Source organism: Streptomyces sp. NPDC088732, assembly GCF_044751205.1.
GTDB lineage: Bacteria > Actinomycetota > Actinomycetes > Streptomycetales > Streptomycetaceae > Actinacidiphila.
Window position 1 is genome coordinate 1 of the sequence record NZ_JBIVLI010000028.1, and the last position, 16,672, is coordinate 16,672.

The window sequence follows — 16,672 nt, forward strand, 5'->3', positions numbered from 1 at the left end:
ATGACGCGGTTGAGGTGGGTGTGCACCAGGTTCAGGCCCGGTGAGGTGCCCCAGTGGCCGAGCAGCCGGGGCTTGATGTGCTCGGGGCGCAGGGGTTCGGTCAGCAGGGGATTGGCCATCAGGTAGATCTGGCCGACGGCCAGGTAGTTCGCGGCGCGCCAGTGGGCGTCCAGCGCCCGCAGCTCCTCGTCGCGCATGGCGGTCCTCCGAAGGTTCGGGGGTGTGGGGGGTGGCCGGGATGTCCTCGTCCACCCTCGGGCCCCGCCGGTCCCGCGCGCGACTGCGACACGGCGGAGGCCGCGTGTCGTCCCGGAGCCGCCCGCGCGTTCGGACGCGGCGGGTGATCCGGTGGCGACCGGCTGCCGGAACGACATCGGAGACCGCCGATTGAGCAGTTCCGTGCGAACAGGACCGCTTTCGGCTCATCACCGGCAGCGGCCCGCCGACAGGCCCTAACGTCCCGGCAACGGCCCTGTACGGACCGCGAGAGGGACAGGGGAGAGCACGATGCACACGACCGGGGACCAGCGGGCGGCCGTTCGCCCCGCCGAGGGCGACAGCGCCGCCGAGGAGATGTTCCGGGCCCTGCTGGAGTCGGCCCCCGACGCCATGGTCATCGTGGACGACACCGGCACGATACGGCTGGTCAACGCCCAGACCGAGTCGCTGTTCGGGCACACCCGCGACGAGCTGCTGGGCCGCCCGGTGGAGGTGCTGGTCCCCCGGCGCTTCCGCGGCCACCACCCGGCGTACCGCCACGGCTACGCGGGCAACCAGCAGGTGCGGCCCATGGGCGCCGGGCTCGACCTGTACGGGCTGCGCAAGGACGGCCGCGAGTTCCCCGTCGAGATCAGCCTGAGCCCGCTGCAGACGGCCGACGGCCTGCTCATCTCGGCGGCGGTGCGCGACGTCAGCGAGCGCAAGGCGGCCGAGGAGCGCATCAACGAACTGGCCGTCCTGGTCGAGTCGTCCCAGGACGCGATCCTGGCCAAGACCCTCGACGGCCGGATCACCTACTGGAACGCGGCGGCGCAGCGCCTGTACGGCTACGCGGCCGAGGAGGCGATCGGGCAGCACGTGTCGATGCTCGCCCCGGCGGAGCTCAAGGAGGAGATCGCCACCCTGCTCGGCCGCCTGGCGCGGGGCGAGCGGATCGAGCACTTCGAGACGCTGCGGGTCACCAGCTCGGGCCGGATGCTCGACGTCGACGTCACCCTCTGGCCGATCCGGGACCGGGACGGCGCCATCGTCGGCGCCTGCTCCATCGTCCGCGACATCGCCGACCTGCGGCGCGCCGAGGAGGAGCTGACGGAGCTGTACCGGCAGCAGCAGCACATCGCGCTCACCCTCCAGCGCAGCCTCATGGGCTCGCCCGCCGAGCCGCCCGGTATGCACACGGCCAGCCGCTACTTCCCCGCGACCCAGGGCGCGGGGGTCGGCGGCGACTGGTTCGACCTGATCCCGCTCGGCGGCGGCCAGGTCGGTGTGCTCATCGGCGACGTGATGGGGCGCGGACTGGAAGCCGCCGCCGTGATGGGCCAGTTGCGCTCGGCGGCACGGGCCCTCGCCAAGACCGGCATCCCGCCGCGCCAGCTGATCCAGGCGCTGGACGCCTTCGTCCACGACCTGCCCGACCAGTTCGTCACGTGCTGCTACCTGGTCGTCGACCCGGACGCGGGCGAGGTGACGGTGTGCTCGGCGGGCCACCTGCCCGTGCTGCTGGTCGGCCCCGGACCGGAGGCGCCCGTACGGCAGCTGCCCGCGCCGATCAGCGTGCCGCTCGGCGTCGGCGACGTGCCGCACCAGCAGGTCTGCGTACCGGTGGCGGCCGGTTCCACGCTGGTGCTGTACACGGACGGCCTGGTGGAGACCCCGCGCTCCGACATCGACGAGCAACTTGCCTGCCTCAGCACGGAGTTGAGCAACGCCTTCGCACGCTCCGCCGGGCTGGAGGAGGCCGCCGACCTGGTGCTGGCCGCGCTGCGGCCTGACGCGGACGGGCACGCCGACGACGTCACCCTGCTCCTGGCCCGGCTGCCCGAGGCCCCGCTCGCGGCCACCGCGACGGAGGTCGACGCGGTGCCGTCGGCCGTCGCCGACGGACGGCGCTTCGTCCACGAGGCCCTGCACGCCTGGGAGTGCGGCCACGTGTCGGACGCGGCCTGCCTGCTGACCTCCGAGGTCCTGACCAACGCCGTGCGCCACGCCCAGGGCCCCCTGCGCCTGCGCCTGCACCGCACGGCGCTGGACGTCACCGTCGAGGTCTCCGACCACAGCACGCACATCCCGCAGCGCCGCCCCGCCGACCTCGCCGACGAGTCCGGCCGCGGCCTCCTGCTGGTCGAAGCCCTCGCCGCCGGCTGGGGCACCCGCCCCTCCAGCGACGGCAAGACCGTCTGGTTCACCCTCCACCTCCACCCCTGACCCGCACCCCACCACGTACCCCAAAGGGGCGCGGGGAACTGCGCGACCAGCCACGACACACCCGCACCGAACACACAACGCCCACCCCCCAAGGGGCGCGAGGAACGGCGCGCCCAGCCCCACCATGCGCACCGAAGGGGCGCGAGGAACTGCGCGCCCAACCCCCACACACCCGCACACAACACACAACGCCCACCCCCCAAGGGGCGCGAGGAACGGCGCGCCCAACCCCCACACACCCGCACGCAACACACAACGCCCACCCCCCAAGGGGCGCGAGGAACTGCGCGACCAGCCCCCACACACCCGCGCCGCACAACACAACCGCACCCCACACGGCCCAGGCGGCCCAGGCGGCGAAGCCGCCTCAGTGGCCCGCCAGCACCTTCACCGTCGCGACGGCCACACCGATCCCCGCGTCCACCACGCCCGCGATCAGCGCGGTCGGCAGTCCGCCGCCCATGCGCAGGCCGCCGAGGCAGCCCCAGCCGAAGAGTGCGGCGATGTCGACGGCGGCCGAGGTCAGCAGCGCGGTCGTCAGCGGCATGAGCCCGAGCGCGGCCACGCCGACGAGGACGAGCGGGCCCACCGCGGCGAGCAGCAGCGGGCTGCTGACGTGCAGCAGCCGGCGCAGTTCGCGCCCCGTGGCCAGGCGGCCGGTCACGGTGTGGTGCGCCTGCTGGTCGGCGACCACCGCGGCCAGCCACACGCCGAGCGCGGCCGTGGCGACCGTGGCCGCGGCGCCCGCCGCGTCGACCTCGTCGCTCGCGGAGAGGCCGACGACGACGGAGATCATGGTGATGGCGGCGTAGATCCGCTCCTTGAGCCGCTCGGTGGCGGCCTCCACGTCCTCCGGCACGCCACCGGTCTACCCGCTGTGCGGCCCCGCCCGCCGCCGGACCCCGCGATCTTCAGCCCATCGGCCCCGCCGTCTCCCGGGCCGCGTCCCCCGCTGACAGCGCCTCGGGCCCGAGGTCGGCCGGGGTGCGGTGCCCGGACAGCGCGAGGGTGAGGTCGAACTCCGCGAGGAGGCAGCGGATGACGTGCTCGACGCCGCTCTGGCCGCCGAGGCCGAGTCCGTACGCGTAGGGGCGGCCGAGCAGGACGGCGCGGGCGCCGAGGGCGAGGGCCTTGAAGACGTCGTCGCCGGTGCGGACGCCGCTGTCGAAGAGGACGTCGAGGCGGTCGCCGACCGCCCGGACGACGGCGGGCAGGGCGTCGGCCGCGCCGATCGCGCCGTTGACCTGGCGGCCGCCGTGGTTGGAGACGACGACTCCGTCCATGCCGGCGTCGGCGGCCATGCGCGCGTCGTCGGGGTGCTGGATGCCCTTGAGCACGATGGGGCCGGCCCAGTGCTCGCGCAGGAACGCCAGGTCGGGCCAGCTCTTGCCAGGGTCCGCGAACATGCCGACGAAGTGCAGCACCGCGGCGTTGGGGTCCTCCTCCACCGGTTTGGCGAGCCCCGCGCGGAACGCGGGGTCGGTGAAGTAGTTGGCGGTGCCGATGCCCTGGAGGAACGGCAGGTACGCCTGGTCGAGGTCGCGCGGCCGCCAGGCCAGCAGCGGGGTGTCGAGCGTGACGAACAGGGCTGTGTAGCCCGCCGCTTGGGCCCGCCGCAGGAAACTGGCCGTCACTTCGCGGTCCTTGGCCCAGTACAGCTGGAACCAGCGTTCCCCGTCGCCCATCGCCTCGGCCACCTGCTCCATGGGCGTGCTGGACGCCGACGAGGCCACGAAGGGCACGCCCTGCGCGGCCGCGGCCCGCGCCGCCGCGGGTTCGGCGTCGGGGTGGACGATGGAGAGCACGCCGACGGGGGCGAGGGCGAGCGGCGCCGGTATCCGGCGGCCCAGGACCTCGGTCGTCAGATCGCGCCCGGTGACGTCGCGCAGCATGCGCGGGACGATCCGCGCCCGGTCCAGCGCCTCGCGGTTGGCACGTGCGGTGCGTCCGCTGCCGGCGCTGCCGGCGACGTAGCCGAAGGCCTCGGGACCGAGCCGCTGCGCGGCCAGTTCCTCCAGCCGCGTCAGGTCCGTGGGGAGCGACGGCCGCAGGCCCGCCATCCCGTTGAGGTAGATCTCGTACTGGTAGTCCGCCCGGTCGGCCATGCGTGGTCCCGTCTCTCGTCCGCGTGAGGACTGTGTCAGGGCGGGGCCGCGGCGTCCACCGTCCCGTCAGGCCTCGGGCAGTTCGCGGGCCATCCGGGCGCGCACGACGCAATTGCGGCGGGTGATCACCGTCGCGGCGGCGACCGCGCTGCCGAGGAAGGCGACGGCCAGCGTCCACGGGCGGTCGAGGACATGTCCGGTGGCGTGGTCGAGGGACCAGCGCCCGGGGCCGGCGACGCCGATGCAGGCGGCGGTGAAGCCGAGGAAGCACGGGTACTCGAAACCGCCGGAAGCGGAGAAGAAGCCGGCGGGCACATGGACGGAGACGGCTCCGGCCATCGCCCCGGCCGCCGCCGCTCCGGCGGCCGGGGTGGCGAGGCCCAGGGCGAGCAGGGTGCCGCCGCCCGCCTCGCCGAGACCGGACGCCAGGGCGCTGGCCCTGCCCGGTTCGAAGCCCATGGACTCCATGAATCCCGTGGCGCCCTCGAGGCCTTGGCCGCCGAACCAGCCGAAGAGCTTCTGCGAGCCGTGGGCGACGAGCACTCCGCCGAGTCCCAGGCGCAGCGCGAGCAGTGCGAGGTCCTTGCGGTGGTTCAGCGGCATGGCCGGCTCCTGTTCACGGCGGTGACGCGCCCCGGCGGGCCGGAGCATGGCTCCTCCCCATTCTCGGGGGGCGCGGGGCGCGGCGCCGTCCGCGCTGGGCCGTCCGGACGTCGTCGGCCGTCAGGACGTGATGGCCACGGCCCGGCGCACGCACTCCTCGGAGCCGGCCGCGCGGAGCATGAAGTCGGCGACGTCGGCGCGGCTGACCCGGGAGGCGAGTCCGAGCCGCAGGTCGGTCCCGGTCCGGTAGACGCCGGAGTAGCGGCCTGTGGTGAGGACCGCGGGCTGCACGATCGTCCAGAGATCGCCCTCGGCGCGGACCAGGGCGTCCTGCTCGTCCTTGTCCCGCATGATCGCGGGGAGCGCGAGGGACATCACGGCGCGGTAGGCGCCGCGGTGGCTCTGGCCCGTGCCGTACGCGCCGACGACGACCAGCCGCCGGACACCGTGTCCGCGCATCGCGGGGAGGATCCGCCGCATGGCCTCGGCGCAGATGGTGCCGCCGCGCGGCGGCCGCGTCCCGAGGGCGCTGAGCACCGCGTCGGCGCCCTCGACGACCCGGTCGACGTCGCGGGGGTCGCGCACGTCGCCGGGCAGGATCCGCAGGCCCTCCCGCCCGGACAGGCCGACGGGGTTCCGTACGAGGACGGTGACCTCGTGGCCGGCGGCCAGCGCGAGGGGGACGAGCCGGCGCCCCAGGTGGCCGCCGGCTCCGAAGACGGCGAGGCGCATGTCAGCGGCGCTCCCGCATCGCGCACGCGGGGCGGATCGCGCTCGGCCCGTCGTGGGCCCGGTCGCCGGCTGCGTCGGACATGGCGGCCCCTCTCGGTGTCGTCCGGTCACCGCGATCCTCGGACACCGCGCGGGCCGCGGCTACTTCAGCAGACGCGACATCCGGCGGTCGGCGAGCGGTTTGCCGCCGGTCTGGCAGGTGGGGCAGTACTGCAGGGAGGAGTCGCTGAAGGAGACCTCGCGAATGGTGTCGCCGCAGACGGGACAGGGCTCCCCGGTGCGGCCGTGCACGCGCAGGCCGGTCTTCTTCTCGCTCTTCAGCTCGCCGGCGGCCAGGCCGCGGGAGCGTTCGACGGCGTCCTCCAAAGTGGTGCGCAGGGCTTGGTACAAACGGCTCACGTCCTCCTCGGAGAGGCCGGCGGCGAGCGCGTAGGGCGACATCTTCGCCGCGTGCAGCACCTCGTCGGAGTACGCGTTGCCGACGCCTGCGATGACGCCCTGGTCCCGCAGGACGCCCTTGATGCGCCGGCGCTCGCCCGCGAGCAGCGCGGCGAAGGCGTCCCGGGTGAAGGCGGCGTCGAGGGGGTCGGGGCCGAGCCGGGCGATGCCGGGGACGTCCTGCGGGTCGCGGACGCAGTGGACGGCCAGGCGCTTCTGGGTGCCCGCCTCGGTGAGGTCGAAGCCGGCGCCCTCGGGCTCGGCGAGGAGCAGCCGCAGGGCGAGCGGTCCCTTGCCGGGGCGCGGCGGGAGCGCGGGCAGGTCGTCCTTCCAGCGCAGCCAGCCGCCCCGGGCGAGGTGGACGGCGAGGTACGGCCCGTCGCCGTCGTCGGTGGTCCACACGAGGAACTTCCCGCGCCGGCCGACCGCGGTGACGGTGCGTCCCACGAGGGCGTCCAGCGGCGGGTCGTACGTCTTGAGGACACTGACCGCGACCGGCATGACCCGGCCGACGGCGTGCCCGGTCATCCGGCCGGCGAGGTATCCGGCCAGGGCCTCCACTTCCGGCAGTTCCGGCATGCGACCAGTGTGCCGCGACCGGTGGCGGCATGCGACCGGCATCCGCCCCGCTCTGTCCGGTTTACCACCCAATACCGCAACGTGAACACAGAGTTGGATGATCGGAACAACTGGACAGCGAGGGGTCTTGTATGAATGATCGGGACCCATGGCCGAATCTCTCCCCCTGCCCCCCGAGGTGCCGCTCCCGGACACCGCGGCGTTGGACCCCACCGAGGTGATCCTTCGCCCGCAGCCGGTCGAGGCGGGTGAGGCCGACACGGTCAGGATCATCAGCGGAGAGGTCGTCGGCGGCCGCCACCGCGGCGCCCGCCGCACTCCCGGACGGGGCTCGATCGGCACCGCGGTGCTGACCGCGACCGGCGCCGTCGCCGGGCTGTCGATGCTGATGCCGCACGGTGCCGCGGGCACCGTCGCCGGCGGGGCGCAGGAGCCGGTCGTCGCCCTGCCGGACACCGAGGTCAAGGACGCCGTCGCGCCCCCGGCCGCCGGGGCCACCGCGTCCGCCCGCGCGACGGAGACCGACGGCGACACCGGGACGACCGTGGCGACGGCCGCGGTGACGAAGACCGCCACCGGCGCGGGTGGCACCACCACCGTGCAGGACGCCGTGGAGCACGCCTCCGGCGACCAGGACGGCCCCAAGGACACCCCCCGTCACGCACGCCCCAACGGCACCTGGGACAGCCAGGACTGGCAGGAGGCGGTCCTCCGCGCCGCCTCCGCGCACCACCGCCACGGGCACGGCGAGCACCAGGGCCGGCACCGCATGGGCGGCCACGAGCAGCACTCCTCGGGATTCGGCGCCGGCCAGGGTCAGGGCCACGGAAACGGCAAGGGCATGGGCTTCGGGGGCGGCGAGCGCCCGGGCGGCCAGAGCGGCGACAACGCCTGAGAGCGCGGGCGGCGCCGTGCGCCACCTCCTCCTGACGCACCCTCAGAAAAGCCCGCCGCGGCACGTGTCCGGCCGGATCGTCCTCCCGGTGGTCACGGCCGCGTTCCTCCGGCCCCCGCCGTGTCGTCCGCTGTCCAAGGCGGGGCGGACGGCCGAGACTGGGGGCAGACGACCATGAGGAGCGCAGGTGACGGTGAAGGCGAAGCCGAAGGCTGACAGCCCGCCGGTCCGGGCCACCCGGCGTGCTCCGTCCTGGGGCAGGGGCACCGCCGCCGTGGCGGCGGGGGCGCTGCCCGCGCTCGCCTTCCCGGCTCCGTCGCTGTGGTGGCTGGCGTACGGGGCGCTGGTGCCGTGGATGCTGCTCGCCCGGTCGGCCCCGACGGCACGGCGGGCGGCGCTGGACGGCTGGCTCGGCGGCGCCGGGTTCATGGTGGCGGTGCACCACTGGCTCATGCCGAGCCTGCATGTGTTCATCGTGCTGCTCGCGCTGCTGCTCGGTGCCCTGTGGGCGCCCTGGGGGTGGCTGGTGCGGCGGCTGCTCGGCGGAAGCCCCGGCGCACGCTCGGTGGTCGCGGCGACGGTGCTGGTGCCGTGCGCGTGGCTGCTGGTCGAGTTGGTGCGCTCCTGGGAGTACCTGGGCGGGCCCTGGGGGTTGCTCGGGGCGAGCCAGTGGCAGGTGGCGCCTGCCCTGAGGCTGGCGTCGGTCGGCGGTGTGTGGCTGGTCAGCTTCCTGCTCGTCGCGGTCAACACGGCGCTGACGGCACTCGTCGCCGTGCCCCGGTGGCGGACGCGGGCGGGGGCGGCGCTCGTCGTGTGCGCCGTGGCGACGGCGGCGGTGTGGCTGTGGGCGCCGCAGCCCTCGCGCACGGGGACGACGGTGCGGGTGGCGGTGGTGCAGCCCGGGGTGGTCGTGGGGGCGCAGCAGCGCTTCGACGCGGGTGAGCGGCTGACCCGTACGCTCGCGGGCCGGGACGTGGACCTGGTGGTGTGGGGCGAGAGCAGCGTCGGCTTCGACCTGTCGGCGCGGCCCGACCTCGCCGGCCGGCTGGCCGCCCTGTCCTCGCTGGTCGGCTCGGACGTGCTGGTCAATGTGGACGCGCGCCGCACGGACGGCCGCGGCATCTCCAAGACCTCGCTGCTGATCGGCCCGGACGGCCCGGTCGGCGAGGCGTACGACAAGATGCGGCTGGTGCCCTTCGGCGAGTACGTGCCGGCCCGCGGGCTGCTGGGCTGGGCGACCTCGGTGGGCCGGGCGGCGGGCGAGGACCGTGTCCGGGGCGACCGCCAGGTGGTCATGGACGCGGGCCCCGTACGGCTGGGCCCGCTGGTGTGCTTCGAGTCGGCGTTCCCCGACATGAGCCGCCGTCTCACCGACGACGGCGCGCAGTTGCTGGTGGCGCAGTCCTCGACCTCGTCGTTCCAGCACAGCTGGGCCCCGGCGCAGCACGCCTCGCTCGCGGCGCTTCGGGCGGCCGAGACCGGCCGGCCGGCGGTGCATGCCACGCTCACCGGCATCAGCGCGGCCTACGACGCCGAGGGGCGGCGGACCGGACCGTGGCTGGGCACGTCGCGCAGCGCCGCGCAGGTCTACGAGGTGCCGCTGGCCGACGGGCGCACCCTGTACGACCGGCTGGGCGACTGGGTGCCCCGGCTCGCGGTGCTGCTGCTGGCCGGGGCGGGCCTCGTCGCGCTCAGGAGGTCTGCTCGGTCACCGCGGTGACGATGCGTTCGCACAGTTCGTGGGTGCGCAGCGCGTCGCGGGCGTCGAGCGGCTTGCCGAACCGCACGGCGTCGAGGAAGGCCAGGGTGATCTGCTCGATGCCGCGCTGACGGGCGACCGGCACCCAGTCGCCGCGCCGGCGCAGGGTGGGCTGGCCCTTGTGGTCGACGATCTCGGCGAGATTGACCACCTGGCGCTTGGTGTCCTGGCCCATGACCTCCAGCACCTCCTCCGTCGAACCGTTCATGCGGTTCATGACGCCGATCGCGGTGAAGCCGTCGCCGGAGAGCTGGAGCAGCACGTGGTGCAGCAGTCCGTCGCGGACCCGGGCGCGGACGTCGGTGTGCTCGATCGGGCCGGGGACGAGGAAGCGCAGGGTGTCCACGACGTGGATGAAGTCGTCGAAGACCACGCCGCGCGGTTCCTCCGCGAGGCCGATGCGGTTCTTCTGGAGCACGATCAGGTCGCGCGGGTGCTCCAGGCACTGCGTGTAACCGGGCGCGTAGCGGCGGTTGAAGCCGGCCATGAGACCGACGCCGCGCTGCTCGGCCAGGCGGACGAGGTACTCGGCGCCCGCGAGGTCGGGGGCGAACGGCTTGTCCACGTACGCGGGCACCCCTGCCTCGATCAGCCGCTCGGTGATGGCGACGTGGCTGACGGTGGGAGCGTGCACGAAGGCGGCGTCCAGGCCCTGGTCGAGCAGCGCGTCAAGGGCGGTGTGGCGGTGCGGCAGGCGGTAGCGGTCGCCGACCTCGTCGAGGGTGGCGGGGGTGCGGGTGTGGAGGTGGAGTTCCAGTCCCGGCTGCGCGGCGAGCACCGGCAGATACGCCTTGCGCGCTATGTCGCCGAGTCCGATCACCCCGATCTTCAGGGGTTCCATGTGCCTCTCCCGCCTGCGGTGCCCGGTCGTTTCCGCTGGCAGCATACGGGTCCCGCGGGGGCGGCCGGCGCGGGCCGAGACGGTCGACGGCGGCGAGGAGCACGCCGCGCGGGGCGGCAACGGGCCGGGAGGACCGTGTCGCGGCCCTCGGGCGCTGGTGGGCCGACGCCCGACCGCCGAAGCATTCGGGCAGCACATCGGCGCCGGTGGGGCGGTGGGTGCCGCCTGGCAGCCCCCTGGCCGAGGTTCGGGGTCGTCGCGTGAGCCGCCTCGCCGAGCAGAGCGAAGGGCGGGCAGCGAAACGCGCAGGTGATGGACGTCATTGCGCAGAACGGTGCCGGGCTCGGCGGCGGCCGGCACCTCTGGTAGGGGTGGCGCCAGTCGCCGAACAGGCGTCGCAGCTCGGTGGGTTCGTCACCGTCGACGGAACGGCCGCCGGGACGCGGTGACGGCGGTGGTCCGGCAGCAGAGGCGGTCGCCGGTGAGCGGCACGGTGCCCCGCAGCCGGCTGCGGCCCCAGGTGGGTGCACAGCGCGCCGTCCGGCAGGGGTCCGGCGAGCAGGGTGAGCAGTTCCGCGCGGTGGGTGATGACCACGGGCTCGCCACTGTGCGGAAACCTCGTCGACGGCGCCGAGGACCTCCAGGGTGCGCGGCGCGATGCCCGCGCCGACGTCCTCGCGGGCCGGGGCGCGGCTCCAGGGCGTGGCGCGACGGCGGCGGCGAGCCCGCCGATTCCGGCACCGATGACGACGGCGTGCGGCGGTCGTCATGGACGGCGCATTCCGGCCGTCCGCCCACAGGTGCGTCCGGACCCGGTTCCGGGAGCGTTGCCGCGCCCGAACTGCGGTGGTCGCGGCCGGAGAGGGCGCGGAGGGCATCGTTCCGGCAGGTAGGTTGCCACTATGAGCAGCACGCCCACTTCCCGCCACGAACTGATCGCCGACGCCGCACTCTCCCTGCTCGCGGAGCGCGGCATGCGCGGCCTGACCCATCGCGCGGTCGACAAGGCGGCGGGACTGCCGCTGGGCTCGACGTCCAACTACGCGCGGACCCGTGCCGCCCTCCTGGAGGCGGCGGTCCTGCGCCTGGCCGCCCTCGACGCGCAGGCGATCTCCCAGGCGGAGACACCCGCCCCGGGCCCCGGCGCCGAGTCGCTGGCGGCCCTGCTCGCGCCGGCGCTGCACCGCTCGGTCACCCAGTCCCGCGACCTCACGCTCGCCCGGCTGGAACTCGCCCTGGAGGCCACCCGCCGCCCGGAACTGCGCGCGGTGTACGACACCGCCGGGCACGCCTTCCGCGACCAGCTGGAGGTGATGCTGCGCGCCGTCGGCTCCGCGGAACCCGAGCGTCACGCGCGGTCGCTGCTCGCCTGGTGCGACGGCGTGCACTTCCACGCCGTCGCGGGCGCCGGATCCGCGTCGCCGCCGACCGAGGCGGAGGTGCGGGTCAATCTCCTCGACGTGCTGCGCGGCATGCTCGGGAGCTGATCCGGCGGATAAATGCGTCGACGCCCGTGGGGGTGCCCGTCATCATGGCCGCCATGACGACGACGCCCGAACGCACCGATCCGCCCTTCGTCGCCGACGAGCGCACGATGCTCGAGGCCTGGCTGGACTTCCACCGCGACACCTTGGCACTCAAGTGCGCGGACCTCAGTGACGAGCAACTGCGCACCGCCAGTGCGCCGCCGTCCGAACTCACCCTCCTCGGCCTGGTCCGCCACGTGGCCGAGGTGGAACGCGGCTGGTTCCGCAACACCCTCGCCGGCGAGGGGGTACAGCCGCTCTACTACACCGATCAGGACCCGGACGGGGACTTCCTCGACCTCGACAAGGCCGACACCGCCGAGGCGTTCGCCACCTGGCGTGCCGAGATCGCGCACGCCCGCGAGCTGGTCGGCGGCCGCTCCCTGGACGAGGTCGGCCTGGTCCGCCGCCGCGGGAACGACGTCTCGCTGCGGTGGATCTACGTCCACATGATCGAGGAGTACGCCCGCCACAACGGGCACGCGGACCTCATCCGCGAGCGCATCGACGGCGTGACCGGAGACTGACCGGTCACCCCTGCGGGGAATGGTCAACGGCGCGGCGCTGCGCGAGAGTTGTACGGGTGCGTCGATATGCAGCGGCAGTGGCGGCCCTGGTGGCGATGGCCGCCGTCCCGGGTTGCGTGACCGTGTCCGAGGCGCGGCCGGGGGCGCCGCTCCCGGCGCCCGTCCCGTCACGGCCGCCGGTGACCGTGCGCGAAGTGCCCGTGGTCCAGGCGCCCGTACTGGAGGCCCTGACCACCGTGCCCCCGGAGCGGTCCCCCTCCTCCCCGGCGCCGCGCACCCACCGCCCTGCCCACCCCGCCGCGCCGGAGCGGCGCCGCGCACCCGCGGCACCGCCCCCGCACCGCACCTCCGCCCCGGCCGCGCCACGGGCCGTGGACGGCGCGGATGTGTGCGCCTGGGGGGAGCGGTACGGCGGCTGGGCGACGGGCGGCGACGCGGCGCGCATCTGCCGTGGCACGTACGGCCGTTGAGCCGTCAGGACGGACGGCCGGGCGGGCTCAGTTGCCGCCGAGGTCCGGGATGCGCCAGTCCACGGGGTCGTGGCCCTGGGCCTTGAGCGCCTCGTCGATCTGGGTGAAGGGCCGGCTGCCGAGGAAGAGCTTGGCCGACAGCGGCGACGGGTGGGCGCCCTGCACGACGGCGTGCCGCTCCGTGTCGATCAGGGGCAGCTTCTTCTTGGCGTAGTTGCCCCAGAGGACGAAGACCGCCGGGTCGGGACGGGAGGCCACGGCCTTGATGACGGCGTCGGTGAACTGCTCCCATCCCTTGCCCTTGTGCGAGTTGGCCTCGCCCTCGCGCACGGTCAGCACCGCGTTGAGCAGCAGGACGCCCTGCTCGGCCCACGGCATGAGGTAGCCGTTGTCCGGGACGGGGTGGCCGTACTCGTCCTTCAGCTCCTTGAAGATGTTCCGCAGGGAGGGCGGGGTCTTCACCCCGGGCCGCACCGAGAAGCACAGGCCGTGTCCCTGGCCCTCGCCGTGGTACGGGTCCTGGCCGAGGACCAGCACCTTGACCTTGTCGTACGGCGTGGCCTCCAGCGCGGCGAAGACCTGCTCGCGCGGCGGGTAGATCCGGTGGCTCCCGCGCTCCTCCTCGACGAACTCGGTGAGTCGGCCGAAGTAGGGCTTCGCCAACTCCTCGCCGAGGACGGCCTGCCAGGACTCGGGCAGCGTGATGGGCACGTCAGGAACCTCCGGTACGCGATCCGTTACTGGGACGAACGTACCGTTCCCCTCCGACAGTCGCCGCGCGTGGGGGATCCGCGGCCGCGGAGGGAGCGAGCCCCCGGTGCCGGCCGCCGTTTCCGGGGCCGGCACCGGGGCGTCGCGTGCCGGGCGCGGGCTCAGTGGCCGACGCCGGCGTTGAGGAAGATGCCGCCGTCCACGACGAGGGTCTGGCCGGTGATCCAGGCCGCCGCGTCGGAGAGCAGGAACGCCGCGGCGCCGCCGATGTCCTCGGGCACGCCGAGCCGCTTGAGCGGGTACGCGGCCGCCGCCTGCTCCTCGCGGCCCTCGTAGAGCGCCGCGGCGAACCTGGTCTTGACGACGGCGGGCGCGATGGCGTTGGCGCGGATGCCGGGGGCCATCTCGGAGGCGAGCTGCAGCGTGAGGTTGACCATGGCGGCCTTGCTCATGCCGTAGGCGCCTATGAAGGGGGAGGCGCTGACGCCGGCGATGGAGGCGATGTTGACGATCGCGCCGCCGTTGTCCTTCATCCACGCCTTGTAGGTCTGCTGGGCGAAGCCGAGCGCGGAGATCACATTGGTCTCGAAGACCTTGCGGACGACGCCGAGGTCGAGGTCGGAGAGCGGACCGAAGACCGGGTTGGTGCCGGCGTTGTTGGCGAGGTAGTCGACGCGGCCGAAGGCCTCCATCGCGCGCTCGACGACCTCGGCCTGGTGCGCCTCGTCGTGGGCCTTGCCGGCGACGCCGAGGGCGCGGTCGGCGCCGAGCCGCTCGACGGCCTCCTTCAGCGCCTCCTCGTTGCGGCCGGTGACGACGACGCGGTCGCCGCGGGCGACCAGGGCCTCGGCGATGCCGTAGCCGATGCCGCGGCTGGCGCCGGTGACGATCGCGACGCGGCCGCTGTCGGGCTGGGTGCTCATGGGTGCTGGTCTCCTGTCGCCGGTCAGTCGAGCGGGCCGCCGGCCACGTACAGCACCTGGCCGGACACAAAGCCGGCGGCGTCGCCGGTGAAGAACGCGATGGCGTTGGCGACGTCGTCCGGGTTGCCGACGCGCTGCACCGGGATCTGGGTGGCGGCGGCGGCCTGGAACTCCTCGAAGCCCATGCCGATACGGGCGGCGGTCGCGGCTGTCATGTCGGTGGCGATGAAGCCGGGGGCCACGGCGTTGGCGGTGACGCCGAACTTGCCGAGCTCGTGCGCGAGGGTCTTGGTGAAGCCCTGCAGACCCGCCTTGGCGGCGGAGTAGTTGGCCTGGCCGCGGTTGCCGAGCGCGGAGGACGAGGAGAGGTTGACCACGCGGCCGAACTCCGCGTCCACCATGTGCTTCTGGACGGCGCGAGTCATCAGGAAGGCGCCGCGCAGGTGGACGTTCATGACCGTGTCCCAGTCGGACGCGCTCATCTTGAAGAGCAGGTTGTCGCGGAGCACGCCGGCGTTGTTGACCAGGATCGTCGGGGCGCCGAGCTCCTCGGAGACACGCGCGACCGCGGCCGCGACCTGCTCCTCGTCGGAGACGTCGGCGCCGACGGCGACGGCCCGGCCGCCGGCCTTGGTGATCTGCTCGACGGTGTCCTTGCACGCGACCTCGTCGAGGTCCAGCACGGCCACGGCGCGGCCCTCGGCGGCCAGGCGTACGGCGGTGGCGGCGCCGATGCCGCGTGCCGCCCCGGTGACGATCGCTACCCGCTGCTCGGTGGTCGACATCTGTTCTCCTCAGCCCTGTGGGTCCGGTCGCGCAGGTGAGCGACCGCTTAGTACGTCCCGCTGCCGAAACCGTAGGAGTGCCGTGACCCTGTGTCAACGCCCACCACGCCGATGTGGCTCAGCGCACCAGGAGATCCAGCAGGCGGTCGACCTCCGCCTGCGGGTCGGAGGTCAGCCCGGTGTGGATCGGGCCGGGCTGCACGATGGTGCTGCGCGGCGCCGTCAGCCACCGGAAGCGGCGGCCCGGGTCGTCCTCCGCGGCCTGCCCGGCGCGCTCGCCGCCCGCGCAGATGCCCTCGTAGCCGCGCAGCGCCGCGCGCACGCCGGCCACGTCGACGTCCGGGTCCAGGCAGCGCAGCCGGGTCTCGTCCAGGTGGACCCGGGCGCCGACGAAGGACTTGGCCCGGCAGTACACCAGCACGCCGGCGTTGATCAGTTCCCCGCGCTCGATCCGCGGCATGACACGCACCAGCGCGTACTCGAAGACGTCGCGCCCGTTCGCCGTGCTCACTTCGCGGCCTTCCCCTCGACCCAGGTGCGCAGCCACTCCGGCGGCGCCTGCTTCTCCTGCTGCTTCGGGGCGAGGTTGATGCGCTCCCCCACGGTGCCGGCCCGGGCCAGCAGCACCCGCTCGTACGCGCGCCGCACGTCGTCGGGGCCGTCGAAGCCGGGCTCGTCCACCAGCCACTCGTCCGGGATCTGCGCCGTGACCTCGCGGAGCAGCGCCTCGTCCACGCGCGGGGCGAGGTCGCGGGCGGCGGCCCCGATGTCGGGGGCGAACCGGGCGAGGGCGTGGTCGGCGGCGTCGTACGGCTTGTCGGCGGCCTGGTCCGCGCCCTTCCAGTTGTGGTGGAAGATCAGCGCGGCGCCGTGGTCGATCAGCCACAGGTCCTGGTGCCAGACCAGCATGTTCGGGTTGCGCCACGAGCGGTCGACGTTGCCGATCAGCGCGTCGAACCACACGATCCGGCCCGCCTCGCCGGACTCCACGTCGAAGACCAGCGGGTCGAAGCCGAGCGCGCCGGGCAGGAAGTCCATGCCGAGGTTGAGGCCGCCGCTGGCCTTGAGCAGGTCCTGGATCTCCTGGTCCGGCTCGCCGAGCCCGATCACCGGGTCGAACTGGAACCGCACCAGCACCGGCACCCGCAGCCCGAGGCGCCGGGCCAGTTCCCCGGCGATCACCTCGGCGACGAGGGCCTTGCGGCCCTGCGCGGCGCCGACGAACTTCACGACATAGGTGCCGAGGTCGTCGGCCTCGACCACCCCTGGCACCGATCCGCCCTCGCGCAGCGGCGTCACGTACCGTATCCCGGTCACTTCCTCCATGCCCGCATCCTAAGAGGCCCCTGAGGTC

At 74.1% G+C, this 16,672-nt stretch carries 18 protein-coding genes; 6 read left to right on the forward strand and 12 right to left on the reverse strand.

Annotated features, from left to right (window positions below; translation table 11 throughout):
* The coding region (locus ACIP9H_RS35350; RefSeq protein ID WP_401963135.1) for a hypothetical protein at positions 1–197 on the reverse strand (197 nt) is incomplete at its 3' end.
* A gap of 310 nt (positions 198–507) precedes the next feature.
* Here ACIP9H_RS35350 and ACIP9H_RS35355 point away from each other — a divergent pair.
* The gene (locus ACIP9H_RS35355; protein ID WP_401594924.1) at positions 508–2,424 is read left to right on the forward strand and encodes a PAS domain S-box protein; all 1,917 of its coding nucleotides are present in this window, start codon (positions 508–510) and stop codon (positions 2,422–2,424) included.
* Positions 2,425–2,791: 367 nt separating this feature from the next.
* Here ACIP9H_RS35355 and ACIP9H_RS35360 read toward each other — a convergent pair whose 3' ends face one another.
* From ACIP9H_RS35360 to ACIP9H_RS35380, 5 genes are all read right to left on the reverse strand, one after another.
* Positions 2,792–3,283, reverse strand: a complete 492-nt coding sequence (locus ACIP9H_RS35360) for a hypothetical protein (protein WP_401594921.1) — start codon at positions 3,281–3,283, stop codon at positions 2,792–2,794.
* Between the two features lie 52 nt (positions 3,284–3,335).
* A complete protein-coding gene (locus ACIP9H_RS35365; protein WP_401594918.1) occupies positions 3,336–4,529 on the reverse strand; it encodes a lactate 2-monooxygenase in 1,194 nt (397 codons plus the stop codon).
* 66 nt (positions 4,530–4,595) lie between these two features.
* Positions 4,596–5,132: a DoxX family protein gene (locus ACIP9H_RS35370; protein WP_401594916.1), complete on the reverse strand. Its 537-nt coding sequence runs from the start codon at positions 5,130–5,132 to the stop codon at positions 4,596–4,598.
* 120 nt (positions 5,133–5,252) lie between these two features.
* A complete protein-coding gene (locus ACIP9H_RS35375; protein ID WP_401594913.1) occupies positions 5,253–5,864 on the reverse strand; it encodes an NAD(P)-dependent oxidoreductase in 612 nt (203 codons plus the stop codon).
* A gap of 141 nt (positions 5,865–6,005) precedes the next feature.
* On the reverse strand, positions 6,006–6,881 hold the full coding sequence (locus tag ACIP9H_RS35380) for an Fpg/Nei family DNA glycosylase (RefSeq protein WP_401594910.1): 876 nt from the start codon (positions 6,879–6,881) through the stop codon (positions 6,006–6,008).
* A 148-nt stretch (positions 6,882–7,029) separates the two neighbouring features.
* Between ACIP9H_RS35380 and ACIP9H_RS35385 the strand changes: the two genes are divergently transcribed.
* Positions 7,030–7,776 (forward strand): hypothetical protein, encoded by a 747-nt coding sequence (locus tag ACIP9H_RS35385; RefSeq protein WP_401594908.1) that lies wholly within the window; start codon positions 7,030–7,032, stop codon positions 7,774–7,776.
* Between the two features lie 187 nt (positions 7,777–7,963).
* Positions 7,964–9,496 (forward strand): apolipoprotein N-acyltransferase, encoded by a 1,533-nt coding sequence (lnt, locus tag ACIP9H_RS35390; RefSeq protein WP_401594905.1) that lies wholly within the window; start codon positions 7,964–7,966, stop codon positions 9,494–9,496.
* On the opposite strand, the gene ACIP9H_RS35395 is transcribed toward lnt, so the two are convergent.
* Positions 9,468–10,367 carry a Gfo/Idh/MocA family protein gene (locus ACIP9H_RS35395; RefSeq protein ID WP_401594945.1) on the reverse strand — a complete coding sequence of 300 codons (900 nt, stop codon included), beginning with the start codon at positions 10,365–10,367 and terminating at the stop codon, positions 9,468–9,470. The genes lnt and ACIP9H_RS35395 overlap by 29 nt on opposite strands.
* A gap of 911 nt (positions 10,368–11,278) precedes the next feature.
* On the opposite strand from ACIP9H_RS35395, the gene ACIP9H_RS35400 reads away from it, so the two are divergent.
* The 3 genes from ACIP9H_RS35400 to ACIP9H_RS35410 are packed head-to-tail and all read left to right on the forward strand — an operon-like array spanning position 11,279 to position 12,899.
* A complete protein-coding gene (locus ACIP9H_RS35400) occupies positions 11,279–11,863 on the forward strand; it encodes a TetR/AcrR family transcriptional regulator (RefSeq protein ID WP_401594903.1) in 585 nt (194 codons plus the stop codon).
* A gap of 53 nt (positions 11,864–11,916) precedes the next feature.
* Positions 11,917–12,429 carry a DinB family protein gene (locus ACIP9H_RS35405; protein ID WP_401963139.1) on the forward strand — a complete coding sequence of 171 codons (513 nt, stop codon included), beginning with the start codon at positions 11,917–11,919 and terminating at the stop codon, positions 12,427–12,429.
* Between the two features lie 56 nt (positions 12,430–12,485).
* On the forward strand, positions 12,486–12,899 hold the full coding sequence (locus ACIP9H_RS35410) for a hypothetical protein (protein WP_401963141.1): 414 nt from the start codon (positions 12,486–12,488) through the stop codon (positions 12,897–12,899).
* A gap of 27 nt (positions 12,900–12,926) precedes the next feature.
* Here the strand turns inward: ACIP9H_RS35410 and ACIP9H_RS35415 are convergent, their stop codons facing one another.
* The 5 genes from ACIP9H_RS35415 to ACIP9H_RS35435 form a co-directional block, all read right to left on the reverse strand.
* Positions 12,927–13,610: a uracil-DNA glycosylase gene (locus ACIP9H_RS35415; RefSeq protein WP_401594894.1), complete on the reverse strand. Its 684-nt coding sequence runs from the start codon at positions 13,608–13,610 to the stop codon at positions 12,927–12,929.
* A 161-nt stretch (positions 13,611–13,771) separates the two neighbouring features.
* Entirely contained in the window at positions 13,772–14,533 is a 762-nt protein-coding gene (locus ACIP9H_RS35420) for an SDR family oxidoreductase (protein WP_401594891.1), read from the reverse strand.
* A 23-nt stretch (positions 14,534–14,556) separates the two neighbouring features.
* On the reverse strand, positions 14,557–15,318 hold the full coding sequence (fabG, locus tag ACIP9H_RS35425) for a 3-oxoacyl-ACP reductase FabG (protein ID WP_401963143.1): 762 nt from the start codon (positions 15,316–15,318) through the stop codon (positions 14,557–14,559).
* Positions 15,319–15,436: 118 nt separating this feature from the next.
* The gene (locus ACIP9H_RS35430) at positions 15,437–15,778 is read right to left on the reverse strand and encodes a DUF3037 domain-containing protein (RefSeq protein WP_401594942.1); all 342 of its coding nucleotides are present in this window, start codon (positions 15,776–15,778) and stop codon (positions 15,437–15,439) included.
* 47 nt (positions 15,779–15,825) lie between these two features.
* Positions 15,826–16,644, reverse strand: coding sequence for a HipA family kinase (locus ACIP9H_RS35435; RefSeq protein WP_401594885.1), 819 nt, complete (start codon positions 16,642–16,644; stop codon positions 15,826–15,828).
* Between the last annotated feature and the right edge of the window lie 28 nt (positions 16,645–16,672).

What these genes read in the sequence shown, in the direction of transcription:
- ACIP9H_RS35370 (WP_401594916.1), bottom strand. Translation starts at nt 5,132, where the DNA reads ATGCCGCTGAACCACCGCAAGGACCTCGCACTGCTCGCGCTGCGCCTG.
- fabG (WP_401963143.1), bottom strand. Translation starts at nt 15,318, where the DNA reads ATGTCGACCACCGAGCAGCGGGTAGCGATCGTCACCGGGGCGGCACGC.
- ACIP9H_RS35365 (WP_401594918.1), bottom strand. Translation starts at nt 4,529, where the DNA reads ATGGCCGACCGGGCGGACTACCAGTACGAGATCTACCTCAACGGGATG.
- ACIP9H_RS35430 (WP_401594942.1), bottom strand. Translation starts at nt 15,778, where the DNA reads ATGCCGCGGATCGAGCGCGGGGAACTGATCAACGCCGGCGTGCTGGTG.
- ACIP9H_RS35435 (WP_401594885.1), bottom strand. Translation starts at nt 16,644, where the DNA reads ATGGAGGAAGTGACCGGGATACGGTACGTGACGCCGCTGCGCGAGGGC.
- ACIP9H_RS35420 (WP_401594891.1), bottom strand. Translation starts at nt 14,533, where the DNA reads ATGAGCACCCAGCCCGACAGCGGCCGCGTCGCGATCGTCACCGGCGCC.
- ACIP9H_RS35380 (WP_401594910.1), bottom strand. Translation starts at nt 6,881, where the DNA reads ATGCCGGAACTGCCGGAAGTGGAGGCCCTGGCCGGATACCTCGCCGGC.
- ACIP9H_RS35355 (WP_401594924.1), top strand. Translation starts at nt 508, where the DNA reads ATGCACACGACCGGGGACCAGCGGGCGGCCGTTCGCCCCGCCGAGGGC.
- ACIP9H_RS35385 (WP_401594908.1), top strand. Translation starts at nt 7,030, where the DNA reads ATGGCCGAATCTCTCCCCCTGCCCCCCGAGGTGCCGCTCCCGGACACC.
- ACIP9H_RS35400 (WP_401594903.1), top strand. Translation starts at nt 11,279, where the DNA reads ATGAGCAGCACGCCCACTTCCCGCCACGAACTGATCGCCGACGCCGCA.
- ACIP9H_RS35375 (WP_401594913.1), bottom strand. Translation starts at nt 5,864, where the DNA reads ATGCGCCTCGCCGTCTTCGGAGCCGGCGGCCACCTGGGGCGCCGGCTC.
- ACIP9H_RS35405 (WP_401963139.1), top strand. Translation starts at nt 11,917, where the DNA reads ATGACGACGACGCCCGAACGCACCGATCCGCCCTTCGTCGCCGACGAG.